The sequence below is a fragment of the Citrobacter sp. CtB7.12 genome (assembly GCF_001297795.1).
GTDB lineage: Bacteria > Pseudomonadota > Gammaproteobacteria > Enterobacterales > Enterobacteriaceae > Citrobacter_A > Citrobacter_A amalonaticus.
Genome location: NZ_LIFT01000011.1, coordinates 45214 through 65469 on the forward strand (window position 1 = coordinate 45214; position 20256 = coordinate 65469).

The 20256-nt window shown below is 54.8% G+C and carries 18 protein-coding genes; 11 read left to right on the plus strand and 7 right to left on the minus strand.

What is annotated here, in order from left to right:
• Positions 1 to 58: 58 nt before the first annotated feature.
• The 3 genes from degS to zapG all read right to left on the minus strand — a co-directional run bounded on the left by degS (position 59) and on the right by zapG (position 3151).
• Positions 59 to 1126: an outer membrane-stress sensor serine endopeptidase DegS gene (degS, locus tag AOY24_RS14705; protein ID WP_042998325.1), complete on the minus strand. Its 1068-nt coding sequence runs from the start codon at positions 1124 to 1126 to the stop codon at positions 59 to 61.
• Positions 1127 to 1216: 90 nt separating this feature from the next.
• Positions 1217 to 2584, minus strand: coding sequence for a serine endoprotease DegQ (gene degQ / locus AOY24_RS14710; protein ID WP_042998324.1), 1368 nt, complete (start codon positions 2582 to 2584; stop codon positions 1217 to 1219).
• Positions 2585 to 2752: 168 nt separating this feature from the next.
• On the minus strand, positions 2753 to 3151 hold the full coding sequence (gene zapG / locus AOY24_RS14715; RefSeq protein WP_043001761.1) for a Z-ring associated protein ZapG: 399 nt from the start codon (positions 3149 to 3151) through the stop codon (positions 2753 to 2755).
• Between the two features lie 192 nt (positions 3152 to 3343).
• On the opposite strand from zapG, the gene zapE reads away from it, so the two are divergent.
• The 3 genes from zapE to rpsI all read left to right on the plus strand — a co-directional run bounded on the left by zapE (position 3344) and on the right by rpsI (position 5539).
• The gene (gene zapE, locus AOY24_RS14720) at positions 3344 to 4471 is read left to right on the plus strand and encodes a cell division protein ZapE (RefSeq protein ID WP_044255971.1); all 1128 of its coding nucleotides are present in this window, start codon (positions 3344 to 3346) and stop codon (positions 4469 to 4471) included.
• Between the two features lie 231 nt (positions 4472 to 4702).
• Entirely contained in the window at positions 4703 to 5131 is a 429-nt protein-coding gene (rplM, locus tag AOY24_RS14725; RefSeq protein ID WP_042998322.1) for a 50S ribosomal protein L13, read from the plus strand.
• A gap of 15 nt (positions 5132 to 5146) precedes the next feature.
• A complete protein-coding gene (gene rpsI, locus AOY24_RS14730; RefSeq protein ID WP_000829818.1) occupies positions 5147 to 5539 on the plus strand; it encodes a 30S ribosomal protein S9 in 393 nt (130 codons plus the stop codon).
• Here rpsI and AOY24_RS25195 read toward each other — a convergent pair.
• A complete protein-coding gene (locus AOY24_RS25195) occupies positions 5536 to 5730 on the minus strand; it encodes a hypothetical protein (protein ID WP_099433685.1) in 195 nt (64 codons plus the stop codon). The two genes, rpsI and AOY24_RS25195, sit on opposite strands and share 4 nt — an antisense overlap.
• Positions 5731 to 5843: 113 nt before the next feature.
• Between AOY24_RS25195 and sspA the strand changes: the two genes are divergently transcribed.
• The 8 genes from sspA to nanQ all read left to right on the plus strand — a co-directional run bounded on the left by sspA (position 5844) and on the right by nanQ (position 12597).
• The gene (gene sspA / locus AOY24_RS14735; RefSeq protein WP_042998321.1) at positions 5844 to 6482 is read left to right on the plus strand and encodes a stringent starvation protein SspA; all 639 of its coding nucleotides are present in this window, start codon (positions 5844 to 5846) and stop codon (positions 6480 to 6482) included.
• 5 nt (positions 6483 to 6487) lie between these two features.
• A complete protein-coding gene (gene sspB, locus AOY24_RS14740) occupies positions 6488 to 6988 on the plus strand; it encodes a ClpXP protease specificity-enhancing factor (protein ID WP_042998320.1) in 501 nt (166 codons plus the stop codon).
• A 111-nt stretch (positions 6989 to 7099) separates the two neighbouring features.
• Positions 7100 to 7891 (plus strand): transcriptional regulator NanR, encoded by a 792-nt coding sequence (gene nanR / locus AOY24_RS14745; RefSeq protein WP_081097258.1) that lies wholly within the window; start codon positions 7100 to 7102, stop codon positions 7889 to 7891.
• Positions 7892 to 8024: 133 nt separating this feature from the next.
• Positions 8025 to 8918: an N-acetylneuraminate lyase gene (nanA, locus tag AOY24_RS14750; protein ID WP_054176886.1), complete on the plus strand. Its 894-nt coding sequence runs from the start codon at positions 8025 to 8027 to the stop codon at positions 8916 to 8918.
• A gap of 115 nt (positions 8919 to 9033) precedes the next feature.
• Positions 9034 to 10524 (plus strand): MFS transporter, encoded by a 1491-nt coding sequence (locus AOY24_RS14755; protein WP_044263663.1) that lies wholly within the window; start codon positions 9034 to 9036, stop codon positions 10522 to 10524.
• 47 nt (positions 10525 to 10571) lie between these two features.
• Complete coding sequence (locus tag AOY24_RS14760) at positions 10572 to 11261, plus strand: N-acetylmannosamine-6-phosphate 2-epimerase (protein WP_054176887.1); 690 nt, start codon at positions 10572 to 10574, stop codon at positions 11259 to 11261.
• Entirely contained in the window at positions 11258 to 12133 is an 876-nt protein-coding gene (locus AOY24_RS14765; protein ID WP_054176888.1) for an N-acetylmannosamine kinase, read from the plus strand. Before AOY24_RS14760 ends, AOY24_RS14765 begins: the two co-directional genes overlap by 4 nt.
• Entirely contained in the window at positions 12130 to 12597 is a 468-nt protein-coding gene (gene nanQ / locus AOY24_RS14770) for an N-acetylneuraminate anomerase (protein WP_054176889.1), read from the plus strand. Before AOY24_RS14765 ends, nanQ begins: the two co-directional genes overlap by 4 nt.
• Before the next feature lie 56 nt (positions 12598 to 12653).
• Here nanQ and AOY24_RS14775 read toward each other — a convergent pair whose 3' ends face one another.
• The 3 genes from AOY24_RS14775 to gltB all read right to left on the minus strand — a co-directional run bounded on the left by AOY24_RS14775 (position 12654) and on the right by gltB (position 19856).
• Complete coding sequence (locus AOY24_RS14775) at positions 12654 to 13751, minus strand: YhcG family protein (RefSeq protein ID WP_104010272.1); 1098 nt, start codon at positions 13749 to 13751, stop codon at positions 12654 to 12656.
• A 213-nt stretch (positions 13752 to 13964) separates the two neighbouring features.
• Positions 13965 to 15383, minus strand: coding sequence for a glutamate synthase subunit GltD (gltD, locus tag AOY24_RS14780; protein WP_042998313.1), 1419 nt, complete (start codon positions 15381 to 15383; stop codon positions 13965 to 13967).
• 12 nt (positions 15384 to 15395) lie between these two features.
• Complete coding sequence (gene gltB, locus AOY24_RS14785) at positions 15396 to 19856, minus strand: glutamate synthase large subunit (RefSeq protein ID WP_061069287.1); 4461 nt, start codon at positions 19854 to 19856, stop codon at positions 15396 to 15398.
• Positions 19857 to 20256 lie beyond the last annotated feature (400 nt).

A 20256-nucleotide genomic window follows, 5' to 3' on the forward strand; every position in this document is an offset into this window, starting at 1 on the left:
AGCCATAAAAAAACCGGAGCAATATGCCTCCGGTTTTTTATTGCCTGATTGCCGATAACTAATTGGTTGCCGGGTATTCCTGAATAGTGACCTGTAGCGTCAGCTTCTTATCATCACGCATGACAATCACCGGAATGACCGAACCTGGTCGAATCTCTGCTACCTGGTCCATGGTTTCCAGTGCGGAGACCGCCGGTCTGCTGTTCACGGAGATAATCAGGTCGTTAACCTGAATACCGGCCTGCGCCGCCGGGCCATCCGGCGCCACTTCGTTCACGACGATCCCCTGGATTTGGTCCATACCGCCGCCCTGCGTGTGCAGTGGGGCAATTTCACGACCACCAATCCCAATGTAGCCACGGATAACACGGCCATCGCGGATCAGCTTATCCATAATTTTGGTTGCCAGCTGGAACGGAATGGCAAAGCCAATCCCTTCCGGCGTTTCGCCGTCGTTGCTTTTATCAAACGACAGGGTGTTGATACCCATGAGCTCACCCAGCGAGTTCACCAGTGCCCCACCAGAGTTACCGTGGTTGATCGAGGCATCCGTTTGCAGGAAGTTCTGTCGTCCGGTTGGGTTCAGGCCGATACGCCCCGTGGCGCTGATAATGCCCTGGGTGATGGTTTGTCCGAGATTATAAGGGTTACCGATCGCCAGGACTACGTCACCGATATGCGGTGAACGCCCGGCGTTGATCGGAATCGTCGGCAGACCGCCAGTGGCGTTGATTTTCAGTACCGCCAGGTCGGTCAGCGTATCGGAGCCAACCAGCAGCGCTTCAAACACACGCCCATCCTGCAAGGCGACGATGATTTGATCGGCATCGTTGATCACATGCTTGTTGGTAATGATGTAGCCGCGCTGATCCATGATCACGCCTGAACCCAGGGTGCGGATTTCCAGCTGATTATGCGCGGTGCTGTTCATACTGCGGTTATAGACGTTGACCACAGCGGGGGCCGCGCGACGTACCGCAGAGTTATAGCTGGCGGGCGTCTCGTCGGCACTGTCATATTGCGGTGCAGAAAGCGTGTTGATTTTGCGTAGCGAAGGCATGGCGGCCAGAAGAATGGCGCCAACAATCAAACCAATTGCAACCGAACGTAAGAGCTTCACTAACATGATGGAGGCGTCATTAATAAAGGGAACGGCAGCAGCATATCACGAGTTAACCGGACATCACACGCGAGGCTGATGCCCGGTCGTCTGGATTTAACGCAGGAGCAGATAAATGCTCTCGTTACCGCGGACGATTTGTAGCGCAATAATGGACGGTTTGGCTTCCAGCACTTTGCGCATCTCGGCGATAGAATTCACGCGGTCACGGTTGACCCCGATGATCACATCATCCTTCTGCAAACCAGCCTGTGCGGCGGGACTGCTCTTTTCAACGCTGTCAATTTTGATACCTTTGCTGCCGTCTTTGAGCTGACCATCGCTCAGCGTCGCGCCCTGTAACGCCGGGGCAATCATCTCCGCGCTGGCAGATGACGAGGTGCTGGTATCAAGCGTCACTTCCACTTCCAGCGGTTTGCCGTTACGCAACAGGCCCAGCTTCACTTTAGTACCGGGTTCTGTGGTGGCAATCCGGGAGCGCAGCTCAGCAAAACTATTGAGCGGTTTGCCGTTGAGACTGGTAATCACATCGCCGGACTTAATGCCCGCTTTGGCTGAACCGGAGTTTGGCAGTACTTCGCTGACAAAGGCACCGCGCTGCACATCTATCTTGAATGCTTTGGCGATGTCGGCGGACATTTCGGTCCCTTTAATCCCCAACAGGCCCCGCTTGATTTCACCAAACTGAATTAGCTGCTGCGCCAGGATGCGGGCCATATTGCTGGGGATGGCAAAACCGATCCCGACGCTGCCGCCGCCAGGCGCAAGAATAGCGGTGTTAATGCCGATCAGCTCGCCGTTCAGGTTAAGCAGCGCGCCGCCGGAGTTCCCGCGGTTGATTGAAGCATCGGTTTGAATAAAGTTCTCCAGACCTTCCAGGTTCAACCCACTGCGTCCCAGCGCGGAGACGATACCGGAGGTGGCGGTTTGCCCCAGACCAAACGGGTTACCGACCGCCACAGCAAAATCACCAACGCGCAGTTTATCCGAGTCGGCGATGGCGATTTGCGTCAGCTTGCTGGCGTTTTGAATTTGCAGCAGGGCGATGTCGCTTTGATCGTCGCTGCCAATCAGTTTGGCCTCGAATTCACGCCCGTCATTCAACTGAACGCTGATTTTCTGCGCCTGATTAATCACATGATTGTTGGTCAGAACATAGCCTTTTGCGGCATCGATAATGACCCCGGAACCCAGTCCTTCAAACGGCTGTGCCTGCTGATCGGGCAGATCATCGCCAAAGAATTTTTTAAACTCTTCCGGGACTTTCTGCGTTTGAGTGGCGGTGCCTTCAACCTTCACGCTAACGACGGCAGGCAGCACTTTTTCGAGCATCGGGGCAAGACTGGGAAGCGCGGGCTGGCCGGGAACCTGGCCTGGGATCGACGCAATGGCCTGAAACGGCGCCGAGAGAGTTAACCCGACACTTAACGCTAATGCACTCAACAGCTGGGTTTGTATTTTCATTGATCCTGCTCTCGTACCTTGAGTAAAGGGAAAGACGATTCAAAACAGTTTGATGTTATTGAATTTTCAGTCTGCTAACAATGCGGATAATGATTAAATGATAGTCGGGACGGGAGAGAAGAGGTGGGCGCAATCGCTGCGCCCAGGAAAAATATTATCGCTGTGCAGTCAGTCGCGCTTTGCGCCACTACGCAGCAGGCCGGATGCGCCTTCGGAGTAGTCACGCGGCATTTGTACCGGAGCCTGGTCGTTGCCGGCTTCAGATTCAGCCAGACGGTTACGGAACGGGTTAGATTCCGCAGACAGTTCCGGCAGCAGGCTGCTGGAGCTTTTCGCCATGTGCTGATACAGCTGACGGTAATCGTGAGCCATGGTGTCCAGCAACTCGGCGCTGCGGGCAAAATGGCTGACCAGTTCTTCGCGGTACTCTTCCAGCTCAGCTTTATTCTTTTCCAGTTCGTACTGCAACGCCTGTTGCTGGCGTAATTTCCGGTTACCAAAACGCATGGCTACAGCACCGACGATGATGCCGACGACTAACCCAATTAGCGCATATTCCCAGGTCATGAACATCTCCCGTTGTCTTTTGTTTCCGTAGGGTGTTGGCTTTAGGCTCCATACCTGCGCCTGATACTGCCACTATAACCGCTAATCCCACAGAAGTGGAATCCCGTCTTTATATCGCGTAGTGTAGAACGGCCTTTTTTTCGTCAACCGTGAACGACGGCACACCGATTTTCAAGGAATAACAATAACATCATGCAGAGCTTTACCCCCACATCGCGTTACCTGAAAGCCATTAACGAAGGCACTCACCAACCCGACGACGTGCAGAGAGAAGCGGTCAATCGTCTGGAGAGCATTTACCAGGCGTTAACGGCGAACCCCCCTGCGGTTTCCGACGCAAAAGGGTTTATGGCCCGCGTGGGCAAACTGCTGGGGAAAAAGGAAGAGGTACACAGCGCGCCGGTGCGAGGCTTATATATGTGGGGGGGAGTTGGTCGGGGGAAAACCTGGCTGATGGATCTGTTCTACCACAGCCTGCCTGGCGTTCGTAAGCAGCGTCTGCACTTCCATCGCTTCATGCTGCGCGTGCATGAGGAGTTAACCGCGCTGCAGGGACAAACCGATCCGCTCGACATCGTGGCTGACCGTTTTAAGGCAGAAACAGATGTGCTGTGCTTTGATGAGTTTTTTGTGTCTGATATTACCGATGCCATGCTGCTCGGCGGCCTGATGAAGGCGCTGTTTGCGCGCGGTATTACGCTGGTGGCAACTTCGAATATTCCGCCAGATGAGCTGTACCGTAACGGGTTACAGCGTACGCGTTTTCTTCCCGCCATCGATGCGATTAAGCAGCATTGCGACATCATGAACGTAGACGCAGGCGTGGATTATCGACTGCGGACGTTGACCCAGGCGCATTTGTGGCTCTCACCACTGAATAATGAAACGCAGCAGCAGATGGATAACCTCTGGCTGGCGCTGGCTGGCACCAAACGTGAACAGCAGGGACCGGTTCTGGAGATTAATCATCGTCCATTGCCGACGCTGGGCATGGAAAACCAGACGCTGGCGGTCTCATTTCATACGCTGTGCATTGATGCCCGCAGCCAGCACGACTATATTGCGCTGTCACGCCTCTACCATACGGTTATGCTGTTTGACGTGCCGGTGATGACACCGTTAATGGAAAGCGAAGCGCGTCGTTTTATCGCGCTGGTGGATGAATTTTACGAACGCCACGTCAAGCTGGTGGTAAGCGCCGCTGTGCCTTTATATGAGGTGTATCAGGGGGAGCGACTGAAGTTCGAATTCCAGCGCTGTCTGTCGCGTTTGCAGGAGATGCAGAGCGAGGAATATCTCAAGCAAGAACACATGCCCTGATCGCGGCCAATAAACTGTTGTGCAAATCACAGAAAGGGGTCGATCTTTGACCCCGACTTCTCTATAATCTTGCGACCCCACGTTACAAGAAAGTTTTTTTCCCAAAACTTTTTGTGTGCTGGCATTGGCTATTCGAAGGGGTAGGTTTGCCGGACTTTGTCGTGTGAACCTCAACTGACATAACGTTTGGGTGTTCACCAACGTGTAACTTATTTATTGGGTAAGCTTTTAATGAAAACTTTTACAGCTAAACCAGAAACCGTAAAACGCGACTGGTACGTTGTTGACGCGACCGGTAAAACTCTGGGCCGTCTGGCTACTGAACTGGCTATTCGCCTGCGCGGTAAGCATAAAGCGGAATACACTCCGCACGTAGATACCGGTGATTACATCATCGTTCTGAACGCTGACAAAGTTGCTGTAACCGGCAACAAGCGTACTGACAAAGTGTACTATCACCACACCGGTCACATCGGTGGTATCAAAGAAGCGACCTTTGAAGAGATGATTGCTCGCCGTCCTGAGCGTGTGATTGAAATCGCGGTTAAAGGCATGCTGCCAAAAGGCCCGCTGGGTCGTGCTATGTTCCGTAAACTGAAAGTTTACGCTGGCAACGAGCACAACCACGCGGCACAGCAACCGCAAGTTCTTGACATCTAATCGGGATTATAGGCAATGGCTGAAAATCAATACTACGGCACTGGTCGCCGCAAAAGTTCCGCAGCTCGCGTTTTCATCAAACCGGGCAACGGCAAAATCGTTATCAACCAACGTTCTCTGGAACAGTACTTCGGTCGTGAAACTGCCCGCATGGTAGTTCGTCAGCCGCTGGAACTGGTCGACATGGTTGAGAAACTGGATCTGTACATCACTGTTAAAGGTGGTGGTATCTCTGGTCAGGCTGGTGCGATCCGTCACGGTATCACCCGCGCTCTGATGGAGTACGACGAGTCCCTGCGTTCCGAACTGCGTAAAGCAGGCTTCGTTACTCGTGATGCTCGTCAGGTTGAACGTAAGAAAGTCGGCCTGCGTAAAGCACGTCGTCGTCCGCAGTTCTCCAAACGTTAATTGTTTTCTGCCTTTGGCAGATTACGGTTGGCGAAAAAACCCGCTTCGGCGGGTTTTTTTATGGATAAATCTGGCGTAATCCTCTGACAAAACCCTCTTTTTCCCCATTTCCAGAATCGACTCACCACAAAGGTCACAAAATCTGGTAAACTATCATCCAATTTTCTGCCCAAATATCGGGTATTGCTCATTTTTTGTTTGCTTTTTGAACGATGATGACTTTTCCGACGTGGGTGACATCACTTCTGACTGGCCATGCGATGGCTGGTAGCAGTAAAAATTCTGAATATACCTGGAGGTTTTCATGGCTGTCGCTGCCAACAAACGTTCGGTAATGACGCTGTTTTCTGGTCCTACTGACATCTATAGCCATCAGGTCCGCATTGTGCTGGCTGAGAAAGGTGTAAGTTTCGAGATCGAGCACGTGGAAAAGGACAATCCACCTCAGGATCTGATTGACCTCAACCCGAATCAGAGCGTCCCGACACTGGTAGATCGTGAGCTGACCCTGTGGGAATCTCGCATCATTATGGAATACCTGGATGAGCGTTTCCCGCATCCGCCATTAATGCCGGTTTACCCGGTAGCACGTGGCGAAAGCCGCCTGTACATGCACCGTATCGAAAAAGACTGGTATACGCTGATGAACGTCATCGTTAACGGGTCTGCTTCAGAAGCTGACGTTGCTCGCAAACAACTGCGTGAAGAACTGCAGGCGATTGCACCGGTATTCGGTCAGAAACCGTATTTCCTGAGCGATGAATTCAGCCTGGTGGATTGCTACCTGGCGCCGCTGTTGTGGCGTCTGCCGCAGCTGGGTATTGAGTTCAGCGGTGCGGGCGCGAAAGAGCTGAAGGGTTACATGACCCGCGTCTTTGAGCGTGATTCTTTCCTGGCGTCCTTAACCGAAGCTGAACGCGAAATGCGTCTTGGCCGGGGTTAATACTGATGGATTTGTCACAGCTAACACCGCGCCGTCCGTATCTGCTGCGTGCATTTTATGAGTGGTTGCTGGACAACCAGCTCACGCCGCACCTGGTGGTGGATGTGACGTTGCCGGGTGTGCATGTTCCGATGGAATATGCCCGCGACGGGCAGATTGTCCTGAACATTGCACCGCGCGCGGTGGGGAATCTGGAGCTGGCTAACGATGAGGTGCGTTTTAATGCGCGTTTCGGCGGCGTTCCGCGTCAGGTTTCTGTGCCATTAGCGGCAGTGCTGGCTATTTATGCGCGTGAAAACGGTGCCGGAACGATGTTTGAACCGGAAGCGGCCTATGACGAAGATGTTGCCAGTCTTAATGATGATGACGCGACATCTGGCGCAGAGAGCGAAACCGTTATGTCAGTCATTGATGGTGATAAACCGGATCATGACGATGACAACAATCCGGATGACGATCCGCCGCCGCCGCGTGGTGGGCGACCGGCATTACGTGTTGTTAAATAGATGAAAACAGGCCCCGCTGGGCCTGTTTTTGATCGCACCGACCGTGGTTTCACCCTCCTTCCGATCCTGTGTTACGATGAGCCTGCTGTTGTTTGTCACCGTGACTCGCAAATAGGTCTTATGAACGCATTCGATTCTCAAGCAGAAGATTCTCCAGCCACTATTGGGCGTAGCCTTCGCCGTCGTCCGCTGGCGCGAAAAAAGCTGTCGGAAATGGTCGAGGAAGAGTTAGAGCAGATGATCCGTCGCCGTGAGTTCGGCGAGGGGGAACAGTTGCCGTCCGAACGGGAACTGATGGCCTTTTTCAACGTCGGTCGTCCCTCTGTGCGTGAGGCACTGGCCGCGCTGAAGCGTAAAGGCCTGGTGCAAATCAACAACGGCGAACGTGCCCGTGTTTCCCGTCCTTCGGCGGATACCATCATTGGTGAGCTGTCCGGAATGGCAAAAGATTTCCTCGCACATCCTGGCGGCATTGCCCACTTTGAGCAGTTGCGCCTGTTCTTTGAGTCCAGTCTCGTGCGTTATGCAGCGGAGAATGCCACAGAAGAACAGATCGATCTGCTGGCAAAAGCGCTGGAGATCAACAGCCAGTCGCTGGATGACAATACGCTGTTCATCCGTTCAGATGTCGATTTTCATCGCGTGCTGGCGGAGATCCCCGGCAATCCGATCTTTATGGCGATCCACGTTGCGCTGCTGGACTGGCTGATCGCCGCTCGCCCGACCGTGCCGGATCGCGAGCTCTTCGAGCATAATAATATAAGTTATCAGCAGCATATCGCTATCGTTGATGCGATTCGCCGACGCGATCCAGATGAGGCCGATCGCGCACTGCAATCTCATCTCAACAGCGTTTCCGCCACCTGGCACGCCCTCGGTCAACATTCAAAAATGCGTAAGTGATCGCGATCCTGACGATCGTTTAGTGAAGCAGATCGCACTATAAGCGTTCTGTATTGTATTGCTGCTTATTTGATCTGGTATAACAGGTATAAAGGTATGCAGTTAGATAACACTAATCATGACAGAGGTCGTTATGGCAAAAGAGTTACGAGGCGTAATGCCAGCGTTGTTAACCCCTTTCGATAACCAACAGAAGCTGGATATTGAAAGCCTGCGCCGGCTGGTGCGTTTTAACATCGCTCAGGGGATCGATGGGCTGTACGTGGGCGGTTCCACCGGCGAAGCCTTTGTACAGAGCTGTGCGGAAAGGGAGCAGGTGCTGGAAGTCGTCGCGGAAGAGGCGAAGGGCAAAGTCACGCTAATCGCTCACGTTGGAACGGTCAGCACCCATGAGAGCCAGCAGCTCGCCCGTGCCGCGCATCGTTACGGCTTTGACGCGGTCTCTGCGGTGACGCCGTTCTACTATCCGTTCAGCTTTGAAGAGCACTGCGATCATTACCGGGCCATTATTGATTCGGCGGATGGTTTGCCGATGGTGGTCTATAACATTCCGGCGTTGAGCGGCGTGAAGTTAACGCTGGATCAGATCAACACGTTGGTCACCCTGCCGGGCGTTGGTGCACTGAAGCAAACATCGGGCGATCTGTTCCAGATGGAGCAGATCCGTCGCGAGCATCCGGATCTGGTGCTTTATAACGGTTATGACGAAATTTTCGCTTCAGGCCTGCTGGCCGGAGCGGACGGCGGTATCGGCAGCACTTACAACATCATGGGCTGGCGATATCTGGGAATTGTGAAAGCGCTCAAAGAAGGAGATATCCGGACTGCGCAAAAACTGCAAACAGAGTGCAATAAGGTTATCGATCTCCTCATTAAGGCTGGCGTGTTCCGTGGGCTGAAAACGGTTCTGCACTATATGGACGTGGTTTCTGTACCGCTGTGCCGTAAGCCGTTTGCCCCCGTGGATGAAAAATATCTGCCGGAACTGAAGGCGTTGGCGCAGCAGTTAATGGCAGAGAAGGCGTAACCGCGTAACGTAGTGCCGGGGGCGCTGCGCTTACCCGGCCGACAAAAAAGCATCGTGTGCCGGATAAGGCTGAATCGTCATCCGGCACAACAACAAAAATCGTCGGGAGAGTAAAATGAGTACTTCTACCCAAAGCATCCCGTGGTATCGCCATCTCAACCGGGCGCAATGGCGGGCATTCTCCGCCGCATGGTTGGGATATTTGCTGGATGGTTTTGATTTTGTGTTGATAGCCCTTGTGCTGACGGAAGTACAAGGAGAGTTCGGGCTGACGACGGTTCAGGCGGCGAGCCTGATTTCGGCAGCCTTTATTTCCCGCTGGTTTGGCGGGTTAATGCTGGGCGCGATGGGTGACCGGTATGGGCGTCGTCTGGCGATGGTCACCAGTATTATTCTGTTCTCAATGGGAACGCTGGCCTGTGGTTTTGCGCCGGGTTACACCACTATGTTTATCGCCCGACTGGTGATTGGCATGGGGATGGCGGGCGAATACGGTTCCAGTGCGACCTATGTTATTGAAAGCTGGCCAAAACATCTGCGTAATAAGGCCAGTGGTTTTCTGATCTCGGGGTTCTCCGTTGGTGCCGTGATTGCGGCTCAGGTCTACAGCCTGGTGGTGCCGGTCTGGGGCTGGCGCGCGCTGTTCTTCATTGGCATTCTGCCGATTATTTTTGCCCTCTGGCTACGCAAAAACATACCGGAAGCAGAGGACTGGAAAGAGAAGCATGAAGGCAAAGCGCCGGTACGCACGATGGTCGATATTCTTTATCGGGGTGAACATCGCGTCGTCAACATTCTGATGACGACAGCGGCGGCGATCGCACTGTGGTTCTGTTTTGCCGGGGACCTGCAAAATGCGGCGATTGTCGCGGTACTGGGTTTGCTGTGTGCGGTGATCTTTATCAGCTTCATGGTACAAAGTAGCGGCAAGCGCTGGCCGACGGGCGTGATGCTCATGATTGTTGTCCTGTTTGCTTTCCTCTACTCGTGGCCGATTCAGGCGCTGTTGCCCACCTATCTGAAAACGGAACTGGCATACGATCCTTCCACCGTGGCGCGCGTACTCTTCTTTAGCGGCTTTGGTGCTGCGGTCGGCTGCTGCGTCGGTGGCTTCCTTGGTGACTGGCTGGGGACCCGCAAAGCTTATGTTTACAGTCTGTTGGCCTCACAACTGCTGATCATTCCGGTGTTTGCCATTGGCGGTACCAATGTCTGGGTACTTGGTTTACTTCTGTTTTTCCAGCAGATGCTGGGGCAAGGGATCTCCGGAATCTTACCGAAACTGATTGGCGGTTATTTCGATACCGATCAGCGTGCGGCGGGTCTGGGTTTCACCTATAACGTCGGGGCGCTCGGCGGGGCGCTGGCACCGATCCTGGGGGCGCTGATTGCCCAACGACTGGATCTGGGCACCGCGCTGGGATCGCTCTCTTTCAGCCTGACCTTTGTGGTGATTCTACTGATTGGTCTGGATATGCCATCCCGCGTCCAGCGCTGGCTGCGACCGGAGGCGCTGCGTACCCATGACGCCATTGACGGTAAGCCGTTCAGCGGCGCTATCCCGTTCGGCGGCGATAAAAGCCCCTTAGTCAAAAGCAAAAGTTAATCCACTTGCCCGGTCCTGCACCGGGCAATACACGTAAGGGAAGAAGTATGTCGTTACTTGCACAACTGGATAAAAGCATTGCCGCGCGTGGTGGTTTGATTGTCTCCTGCCAGCCGGTTCCCGGCAGTCCACTGGATAAACCCGAGATTGTGGCGGCGATGGCGCTGGCGGCAGAGCAGGCTGGGGCCGTCGCGTTACGTATTGAAGGGATTGAGAATCTGAAGGCGACGCGTGCCGTGGTTTCCGTACCGATAATCGGCATTCTCAAACGCGATCTCGCGGATTCTCCTGTGCGCATCACCGCGTTTCTGGAGGATGTCGATGCGCTGGCGCAGGCCGGCGCGGACATTATCGCGATTGATGGCACCGACCGCGTGCGTCCGGTGCCGGTTGCGGCGCTACTGGCGCGTGTCCATCACCACCAGTTACTGGCAATGGCCGATTGCTCCTCGCAGGAGGACGGCCTGGCCTGTCAGGCGCTCGGTGCAGATATTATTGGCACCACGCTTTCGGGTTATACCACCGCAGAAACCCCTGATGAACCGGATCTGGCGCTAGTGAAATCGCTGAGTGAAGCCGGGTGCCGGGTGATTGCTGAAGGCCGCTACAATACCCCGGCGCAGGCCGGTGAAGCAATGCGTCACGGCGCCTGGGCAGTGACGGTCGGATCTGCGATTACCCGGCTGGAGCACATCTGTGAATGGTATAACACAGCGTTGAAAAGGGCGGTGCTATGACGACGCTGGCCATTGATATTGGCGGTACGAAACTCGCCGCCGCGCTGGTGGTGGATGATTTGCAGATTCGCGAACGTCGTGAGCTGCCCACCCCTGCCAGTAAAACGTCTCCGGCACTACGCGACGCGCTGAAAACACTGGTGCAACCGTTGCAGTCGCAAGCGCATCGGGTGGCGATAGCCTCGACGGGGATTATCCGCGAAGGCCACCTGTTGGCGATAAATCCCTCTAATTTGGGCGGGTTGCTTCACTTTCCGCTGGTGCAGACGTTAGAAGCCCTCACCGGCTTACCAACGCTGGCGATCAACGATGCACAGGCTGCCGCATGGGCGGAATATCATGCAATTGCCGATGAAACGCGGGATATGGTGTTTATCACCGTTTCAACCGGCGTCGGCGGCGGTGTGGTCAGCGACGGTCAGCTAGTCACCGGTACAGGTGGTTTGGCCGGACACCTGGGTCATACCCTCGCGGACCCTAATGGGCCGGTGTGCGGCTGTGGACGAGTGGGATGCGTCGAGGCTATCGCGTCGGGACGCGGTATTGCTGCCGCAGCGCAAGGCTCGCTTGCCGGATGCGATGCGAAAACCATTTTTGCCCGTGCGGCAGAGGGCGATGAACAGGCCCGCCGATTGGTCGCTGACTCCGCAAAGGTGCTGGCACGGCTGATTGCCGATACGAAAGCGGTCACCGATTGTCAGCGGGTGGTTGTCGGCGGCAGCGTTGGGCTGGCGCAAGGGTATCTGTCGCAGGTCCGCGCCTGTCTCGAACAAATGCCCCCGCTCTATCACGTCGAACTCAGCGCGGCGCATTACCGCCACGACGCGGGGCTGTTGGGTGCGGCATTGTTAGCACAAGGAGAGAAAGGATGATACTGGGTGAAGTTTGTACGTTGTCTGCTGCCGGTTTACATCCCGTGCTGGAAGAGGCGCTGACGCTGGCGTTGACCGCCAGACCGCAGGAGCAATCCCCTGGTCGCGTTGAGCTACGCGAGGACGATATCTTTATGAACGTAATGCAGTTTGCCACGCAATCGGCCGCAGAGAAAAAGGCCGAACTGCACGAGCAATACATCGATATCCAGCTACTGCTGGCGGGAGAGGAACGCATTCATTTCGGCGTGGCGGATTCTGCGCGGCAATGTGAAGAGGTACATGTTGAAGAGGATTATCAGCTTTGTCGCGAGATAGCGGGTAGTCAGACCATTACCCTACAGCCAGGCATGTTCGCGGTATTTATGCCCGGAGAGCCGCACAAACCGGGGTGCAGCGTGGGAGAACCGAAAGAGATTAAGAAAGTTGTCGTCAAGGTTCGCGCCAGCCTGTTAGGCGCATGAAAATGCCGGATGGTTTTTACCATCCGGTCTTACGCTTTACACATCCATCCCGTTCATTATTTTGTCAATGATGTTTCTGAGGATACCGCTTGCTGCGCTGTCAGTGCCAATTGCGAACGAATGAGTTCATCTGCCAGTAATTTTTCGTCAGGCAATTGCACTTTATATTCACTTGCCATCACGGTATTCGGTAAACCGTTCAGCGCGTAGTGCGCTTCTCCAGCCCCTTTTCCCGCACACAGGATTAACCCTACTGGCGGATTTTCCCCCGGCATTGTCCAGTGCTCTTTGGCGTAGTTAAGGTACATGTTCATTTGTCGTGCATCGGCATAGCTGAATTTGCCCATTTTCAGGTCAACAACTAACAGACAACGCAAGCGGCGATGGAAGAAAAGCAGGTCGACGCGAAACCAGCTATCGTCAATGCGTAACCGGCGCTGTCGGCTGACAAACGCAAAATCGTCCCCGAGTTCAAGCATAAACTCCATCAGATGGTTAATCAGTGCTTCTTCCAGATCGGATTCAGAATACTCATCTTTCAGATCGAGGAATTCGAGAATAAAGGGATCGCGTATTGCGTGTTCTGGTAAGACTTCGGGCACGGTGGGCGCAGCCTGTTGCAGCAACGCGGGTTTATCATGAGACAGCAGCGTACGTTCGTAAAACTGAGACGCGATTTGCCGATCGAGTTGTCGTACTGACCAACCGTTGCGTAATGTTTCTTTCTCGTAAAAGGTGCGGGCATCGGGGTTTTTAACTGACAGGAGACGGACATAGGCTGACCAGGGCAGCGGGAATATCCTGGCGAGTTGTTTGAGATTTAAAGATTCGCCAGACAGTGTCTGGTGAATTTCAATATGCTGAAAATAAAGGTAAAAAGCTCTAATTTGCCGCAGGTTGCCGGTTGAGAAACCACGCTTATAGCGCCGGGTTAAATCTATGGACAGTTGCTCAATCAGTTGAGCACCATAAGCTGCCCGCGTTTCACCGCCCTGCTCAAACTGGACAATACGTCGACCTATTTCCCAGTACGTCGCCGTCATGATCGCGTTGATATTGCGGACGGTCTCTGTCCTGGCAGTATCCAGCAGATGGATTATGCCGTTGTGGATTTGCTGATAATCGCCGGCGGGCTGTGCCGATGTTGTTGCCATCATATTATCCCTGACATGATAGTTACGGATTGAAAATATCTCGCTATCAGTACATTTAAAGGGATATACGGTCAATTCTACTCAGCCCATTACATTCATTTACGGCGAAATTTGCGAGCCGCTTTCGAAGAATGAAGGTGGGATATAGCGAAAAGAAAGGGTGACTCCCCATCCCTGAGCGAGAACTCAGAGCAGGGGAGTCAGAAAGGTTTACTACACTTCCAGCCAGTTCATGATCCCGTCAGCCGCTTTGCGGCCTTCGGCAATGGCGGTCACCACCAGATCCGAACCACGCACAATGTCACCGCCGGCGAAGATTTTCGGATTGCTGGTCTGGAAGGCGTTATCGCTGCCTTCCGGCGCGATAATACGGCCCTGAGAATCCAGTTCGACGCTGTGTTTTGCCAGCCACTCCATGTTATGGGGGCGGAAGCCAAACGCCATCACAACGGCATCCGCCGGAACCACATGTTCGGAACCGGGGACGATTTCCGCACGACGGCGGCCTTTCGCATCCGGCGCACCCATTTCGGTACGTGCCATTTTCACGCCGCTGACTTTACCATTCGCATTGATTTCAATACCCAGCGGCTGCACGTTGAACTGGAACTCCACACCTTCTTCACGCGCGTTTTTCACTTCGCGTCGGGAACCCGGCATGTTTTCTTCGTCACGGCGATAGGCACAGGTGACATGCGTTGCGCCCTGACGAACGGAGGTCCGCACACAGTCCATGGCGGTATCGCCACCGCCCAGCACCACCACGCGTTTACCTTCCATATTGACGTACGGTTCGTCGGTGGTTTCACCAAAGCCCATGATCTGCTTCGTATTGGCGATCAGGAACGGCAGGGCATCGAATACGCCATCGGCGTCTTCGTTTTCCAGCCCGCCACGCATGGACTGATAGGTGCCGACGCCGAGGAATACCGCATCGTACTCTTGCAGCAGGTCGTCGAGCTGTACGTCACGTCCCACTTCCACATTCAGTTTGAACTCGATTCCCATGCCAGTGAAAATTTCACGGCGGCGAGTCATCACCTCTTTTTCCAGCTTGAAGGCCGGAATGCCAAAGGTCAGCAGGCCGCCAATCTCTGGATGACGGTCAAACACCACGGCCTTCACGCCATTGCGGGTCAACACGTCGGCACAAGCCAGCCCGGCTGGACCGGCACCGATGATCGCAACCCGCTTGTCAGTCTGGCGAACGCCGGTCATATCCGGACGCCAGCCCATTTCGAACGCTTTATCATTGATATAACGCTCGATGTTGCCGATGGTGACGGCACCGAACTCGTCGTTCAGGGTACAAGAACCTTCACACAAACGGTCCTGCGGGCACACGCGACCGCACACTTCCGGCAGCGTGTTGGTCTGGTGAGACAGTTCCGCAGCTTCAAAAATGCGTCCTTCATTGGCGAGCTTCAGCCAGTTCGGAATGTAGTTATGAACCGGGCATTTCCACTCACAGTACGGGTTACCGCAGGAAAGACAACGATCCGCCTGTGCTTTTGCCTGACCTTCTGAAAACGGTTCGTAGATTTCGATAAACTCGATTTTGCGGATCTTCAGCGGCTTCTTCGGCGGATCAACGCGCTGCAGGTCGATAAATTGGTATACGTTCTGACTCATTGCTGCTACCCCTTACTGCGCCTGCACACGCAGCTCTGCTGCGCTACGACTACGGTGACCCAACAGTGCTTTCACATCACTGGACTTCGGTTTAACCAGCGCGAATTTGTTAGCGAAGGCTGACCAGTTAGCCAGAATCTCTTCCCCGCGCTGAGAACCGGTATGCTGCACGTGTTCGGTGATCAGGCCACGCAGATGCTCTTCGTGGATAGCCAGTTCGTCAACGCCCAGCACTTCGACCAGTTCCGGGTTTACACGTTTACGGAACTCACCATCTTCATCCAGCACGTAGGCAAACCCGCCCGTCATACCCGCGCCGAAGTTCACTCCGGTTTTGCCGAGGATACAGACGATTCCGCCGGTCATGTATTCGCACCCGTTGTCGCCAATCCCTTCCACCACGGTGATCGCACCGGAGTTACGCACCCCGAAACGCTCACCCGCACGCCCTGCGGCATACAGACGACCCCCGGTCGCGCCATACAGGCAGGTGTTGCCAATGATGCTCGCTTCATGACTGCGGAAAGCGGAACCGACCGGAGGACGCACCGCCAGCAGACCACCCGCCATGCCTTTGCCGACATAGTCGTTAGCATCGCCGGTCAGGTACAGCTCCACGCCGCCCGCGTTCCAGACACCGAAGCTCTGGCCTGCGGTACCGCTGAAGTGCGCTTTAATTGGGTCAGAGGCCAGCCCCTGATCGCCATGGGTCTGAGCAATATATCCCGAGAGCGACGCGCCAACAGAACGATCGGTGTTACGAATATCGAACCAGAAGGTTTTGCTCTGGCGCTCATCAACATACGGTTTCGCCTGTTGCAGCAACTGTGCGTTCAGTACACCGTTATCAAACGGTGGGTTGTTCTCGGTGCAGTACAACGCTTTGCCGGGATGCGGCTCCGCGGTTTCCAGCAGCCGGGACAGCGCCAGTTTCTGCTGTTTGGCGGTAAACCCGTCCAGTTCTTTCAGCAGGTCGGTACGGCCAATCAGATCCACCAGACGCGTCACGCCAAGCTGCGCCATCAGTTCGCGCGTTTCGCGAGCGATAAACTCAAAGTAGTTGGTTACTTTGAACGGCAGACCGTGATAATGGTTCTTGCGCAGTTTGTCGTCCTGGGTTGCCACACCGGTTGCACAGTTGTTGAGATGGCAAATACGCAGGTATTTACAGCCCAGCGCCACCATCGGGCCGGTACCGAAGCCGAAGCTTTCTGCTCCGAGGATCGCCGCTTTGATGATATCCACGCCGGTTTTAAGACCGCCATCGACCTGCAAACGGATCTTATGACGCAGGCCGTTGGCGACCAGCGCCTGCTGGGTTTCCACCAGGCCCAGTTCCCACGGACAGCCTGCGTATTTTACTGAAGAGAGCGGGCTCGCGCCGGTGCCGCCGTCATAACCGGCGATGGTGATCAGGTCAGCGTAGGCTTTCGCCACGCCGGTCGCGATGGTACCGACGCCCGGTTCGGACACCAGCTTCACGGAGATCATCGCCTTCGGGTTCACCTGCTTCAGATCGAAAATCAGCTGCGCTAAATCCTCGATAGAGTAGATATCGTGGTGCGGCGGCGGGGAGATCAGCGTCACGCCCGGTACCGAGTAGCGCAGTTTGGCGATGTACGGGGTCACTTTATCACCCGGTAGCTGACCACCTTCTCCCGGTTTCGCACCCTGGGCGACTTTAATCTGAATCACGTCGGCGTTAACCAGGTACGCCGGGGTGACACCGAAGCGACCAGAGGCCACCTGCTTAATGCGTGACACTTTATTGGTGCCGTAGCGCGCCGGGTCTTCGCCGCCTTCGCCGGAGTTGGAATTACCGCCGATGCTGTTCATCGCTTCGGCCAGTGCTTCATGTGCCTCCGGGCTTAGTGCGCCGATCGACATTGCCGCGGTATCAAAACGTTTGAATAGTTCGCTCGCCGGTTCGACTTCCTCGATGCTGACCGCGTTGTCGCCAGGATTAATTGCCAGCAGATCGCGCAGTGTCGTCGCGGGACGCTCGTTGACCAGTTTTGCGTATTCCTGATAGTCGCTGTATTCCCCGCTCTGAACCGCCTGTTGCAGGGTTCGTACCACGTCCGGGTTGTAGGCGTGGTATTCGCCGCCATGCACATACTTCAGCAGGCCGCCCTGTGAAATAGGTTTACGTGCCAGCCAGGCGCGTTTGGACAGGTTCAGCAGATCCTGCTGGAAGTCTGCAAAGCCCGCGCCGCCGATGCGACTGACCACGCCCTGGAAGCAGAGATTCACGACATCATCATGCAGGCCCACCGCTTCAAACAGTTTGGAGCAGCGGTAGGAGGCGATGGTTGAGATGCCCATTTTGGACATTATTTTGTACAGCCCTTTGTTGATGCCGTTACGGTAGTTCAGCATCACGGTACGGTAGTTTTTGGCGATCGCCTGAGTGTCGATCAGACGGCCCAGCGTCTCATACGCGAGGTATGGGTAAATGGCCGTCGCGCCAAAGCCCAGCAGCACGGCGAAGTGATGCGGATCGCGAGCGCTTGCGGTTTCGACAATGATGTTGGCGTCGCAGCGCAGGTTCTGCTCAACCAGGCGCGTTTGTACTGCGCCGACGGCCATCGGCGCCGGTACCGGCAGGCGATTTTTGCCGATATTACGGTCTGTCAGTACCAACAGAACGGTGCCGCTGCGGACCATTTGCTCGGCGGTATCGCACAGCGCTTTGACTGTCTCTTCCAGCGTGGTTTGCGTCGCATCGAAGGTGATATCGAGCCGGTCGGCGCGATAATGTTCTTCTTTCATCGTAGTGAGCTGCTGGAAATCAGAGTACAGCAGAATTGGTGATTTAAAGCTCAGACGGTGCGCCTGGCCTTCCGCTTCGCAGAAGACGTTCATCTCGCGACCGATGCTGGTCGCCAGCGACATGACATGCGCTTCACGCAGCGGATCGATAGGTGGGTTCGTCACCTGGGCAAACTGCTGGCGGAAGTAGTCGTAAATGATGCGCGGCTGGCTGGAAAGCACGGCAAACGGGGTATCGTCACCCATTGAACCGACCGCTTCCTGACCGTTTTCGCCGAGCACGCGGAGAACGGAATCCAATTCTTCGGCGCTGTAATTAAACTGTTTCTGGTAGCTGGCGAGCGTATCGTCGTCCAGTTCACGCTGGCCCACCTGATCGTCTGCCAGATCTTCAAACGGCACCAGGCGGCGGACGTTTTTCTCCATCCACTCTTTATACGGATGGCGGCTTTTCAGGTCGTCGTCCGTTTCGGCGGAGTGCAGAATGCAACCGCTGCGGGTGTCGATAACCATCAGTTCGCCGGGGCCGACACGGCCCTTTTCGACCACTTCGTCAGGCTGGTAGTCCCAGATCCCGACTTCAGATGCGCAGGTGATCAGCTTGTCTTTGGTGATGACATAGCGCGCCGGACGCAGACCGTTACGGTCGAGGTTACAGGCGGCGAAACGCCCGTCGGACATGACGATACCGGCCGGGCCGTCCCACGGCTCCATATGCATGGAGTTAAAGTCAAAGAAGGCGCGCAGATCCGGATCCATATCCGGGTTGTTCTGCCAGGCTGGCGGCACCAGCAGACGCATGGCGCGGATGATGTCCATCCCGCCCGCCAGCAGCAGTTCCAGCATATTATCCATGGAACTGGAGTCGGAGCCGGTTTCGTTAACGAACGGCGCGGCGTCGTGCAGATCCGGTATCAGCGGGGTCTGGAATTTATAGGTACGGGCGCGAGCCCACTGGCGGTTACCGGTAATGGTGTTGATTTCGCCGTTGTGCGCCAGGTAGCGGAACGGCTGCGCCAGCGGCCAGCGCGGCACGGTGTTGGTGGAAAAACGCTGGTGGAACAGGCAAATGGCCGATTCCAGACGCAAGTCCGCGAGGTCCAGGTAGAAGCGCGGCAGATCCGCCGGCATACACAGACCTTTATAGATGTTGACCAGGTTTGACAGGCTACAGACGTAGAAGTCTTTGTCTTCCTGTAGTCGTTTTTCAATACGGCGACGGGCGATGAACAGACGACGTTCCATATCGCGCGGACGCCATCCCGCAGGGGCATTCACAAAAATTTGTTCAATACGCGGTAGGGAGGAGAGGGCGATTTCACCCAGTACACCTTCGTTGGTCGGCACATCACGCCAGCCAACAATCGACAGAGTTTCCTGCTGAAGCTCTTCTTCGACAATATGGCGAGAGGCGGCGGCCAGTTCAGGGTCTTTGTTCAGGAAGATCATGCCAACCGCGTAGTTTTTGGCTAAACGCCAGCCGTGCTCTTGCGCAACGATGCGGAAAAAGCGGTCAGGTTTTTGCAGCAGCAGACCACAACCATCGCCGGTTTTACCATCAGCGAGGATTGCGCCACGGTGCTGCATTCGGGCCAGTGCGTGTATGGCGGTACGCACTACCTTGTGGCTAGGTTCGCCTTCTATGTGGGCGATCAGGCCGAAACCACAGTTATCCTTCTCAAGGGATTTATCGTACAACATATCAGTGAACCTCCCCAGGCTCTGCGAGACCCCCTTCCGATACCGTTTGCGCACGGGCACACCAAGAGCATGGCGACGGGGTTTGCGTGTCATACGCGTACCTCGCATTCGCCCTCTTTATCCATTTCGCTTAGGTCAAACAAGTTTGAGGACTTGCTGTCAGAGGGAATCTCAATTACTGCATAAATATGATGAGCACACCGCTCATCCAGAAAGCTTCCAGCGGATTTCCACGTTATCGGGAATCCACACACAGGTCAAATGGCAATCTTATTTCTCTAATAATGTGCTATAGAGCATTTATCTTCATGAAAACATTGAAAATAATATCATTTTGACATTGAATTAACGTACTGGAAACGAGGCGAGGAGTGTGATCTGTCTCACTGTCATAACCGCT

Coding starts and splice junctions, on each gene's coding strand:
- degS (WP_042998325.1), bottom strand. CDS start 1,126: ATGTTAGTGAAGCTCTTACGTTCGGTTGCAATTGGTTTGATTGTTGGC.
- degQ (WP_042998324.1), bottom strand. CDS start 2,584: ATGAAAATACAAACCCAGCTGTTGAGTGCATTAGCGTTAAGTGTCGGG.
- zapG (WP_043001761.1), bottom strand. CDS start 3,151: ATGACCTGGGAATATGCGCTAATTGGGTTAGTCGTCGGCATCATCGTC.
- zapE (WP_044255971.1), top strand. CDS start 3,344: ATGCAGAGCTTTACCCCCACATCGCGTTACCTGAAAGCCATTAACGAA.
- rplM (WP_042998322.1), top strand. CDS start 4,703: ATGAAAACTTTTACAGCTAAACCAGAAACCGTAAAACGCGACTGGTAC.
- rpsI (WP_000829818.1), top strand. CDS start 5,147: ATGGCTGAAAATCAATACTACGGCACTGGTCGCCGCAAAAGTTCCGCA.
- AOY24_RS25195 (WP_099433685.1), bottom strand. CDS start 5,730: ATGAGCAATACCCGATATTTGGGCAGAAAATTGGATGATAGTTTACCA.
- sspA (WP_042998321.1), top strand. CDS start 5,844: ATGGCTGTCGCTGCCAACAAACGTTCGGTAATGACGCTGTTTTCTGGT.
- sspB (WP_042998320.1), top strand. CDS start 6,488: ATGGATTTGTCACAGCTAACACCGCGCCGTCCGTATCTGCTGCGTGCA.
- nanA (WP_054176886.1), top strand. CDS start 8,025: ATGGCAAAAGAGTTACGAGGCGTAATGCCAGCGTTGTTAACCCCTTTC.
- AOY24_RS14755 (WP_044263663.1), top strand. CDS start 9,034: ATGAGTACTTCTACCCAAAGCATCCCGTGGTATCGCCATCTCAACCGG.
- AOY24_RS14760 (WP_054176887.1), top strand. CDS start 10,572: ATGTCGTTACTTGCACAACTGGATAAAAGCATTGCCGCGCGTGGTGGT.
- AOY24_RS14765 (WP_054176888.1), top strand. CDS start 11,258: ATGACGACGCTGGCCATTGATATTGGCGGTACGAAACTCGCCGCCGCG.
- nanQ (WP_054176889.1), top strand. CDS start 12,130: ATGATACTGGGTGAAGTTTGTACGTTGTCTGCTGCCGGTTTACATCCC.
- AOY24_RS14775 (WP_104010272.1), bottom strand. CDS start 13,751: ATGGCAACAACATCGGCACAGCCCGCCGGCGATTATCAGCAAATCCAC.
- gltD (WP_042998313.1), bottom strand. CDS start 15,383: ATGAGTCAGAACGTATACCAATTTATCGACCTGCAGCGCGTTGATCCG.
- gltB (WP_061069287.1), bottom strand. CDS start 19,856: ATGTTGTACGATAAATCCCTTGAGAAGGATAACTGTGGTTTCGGCCTG.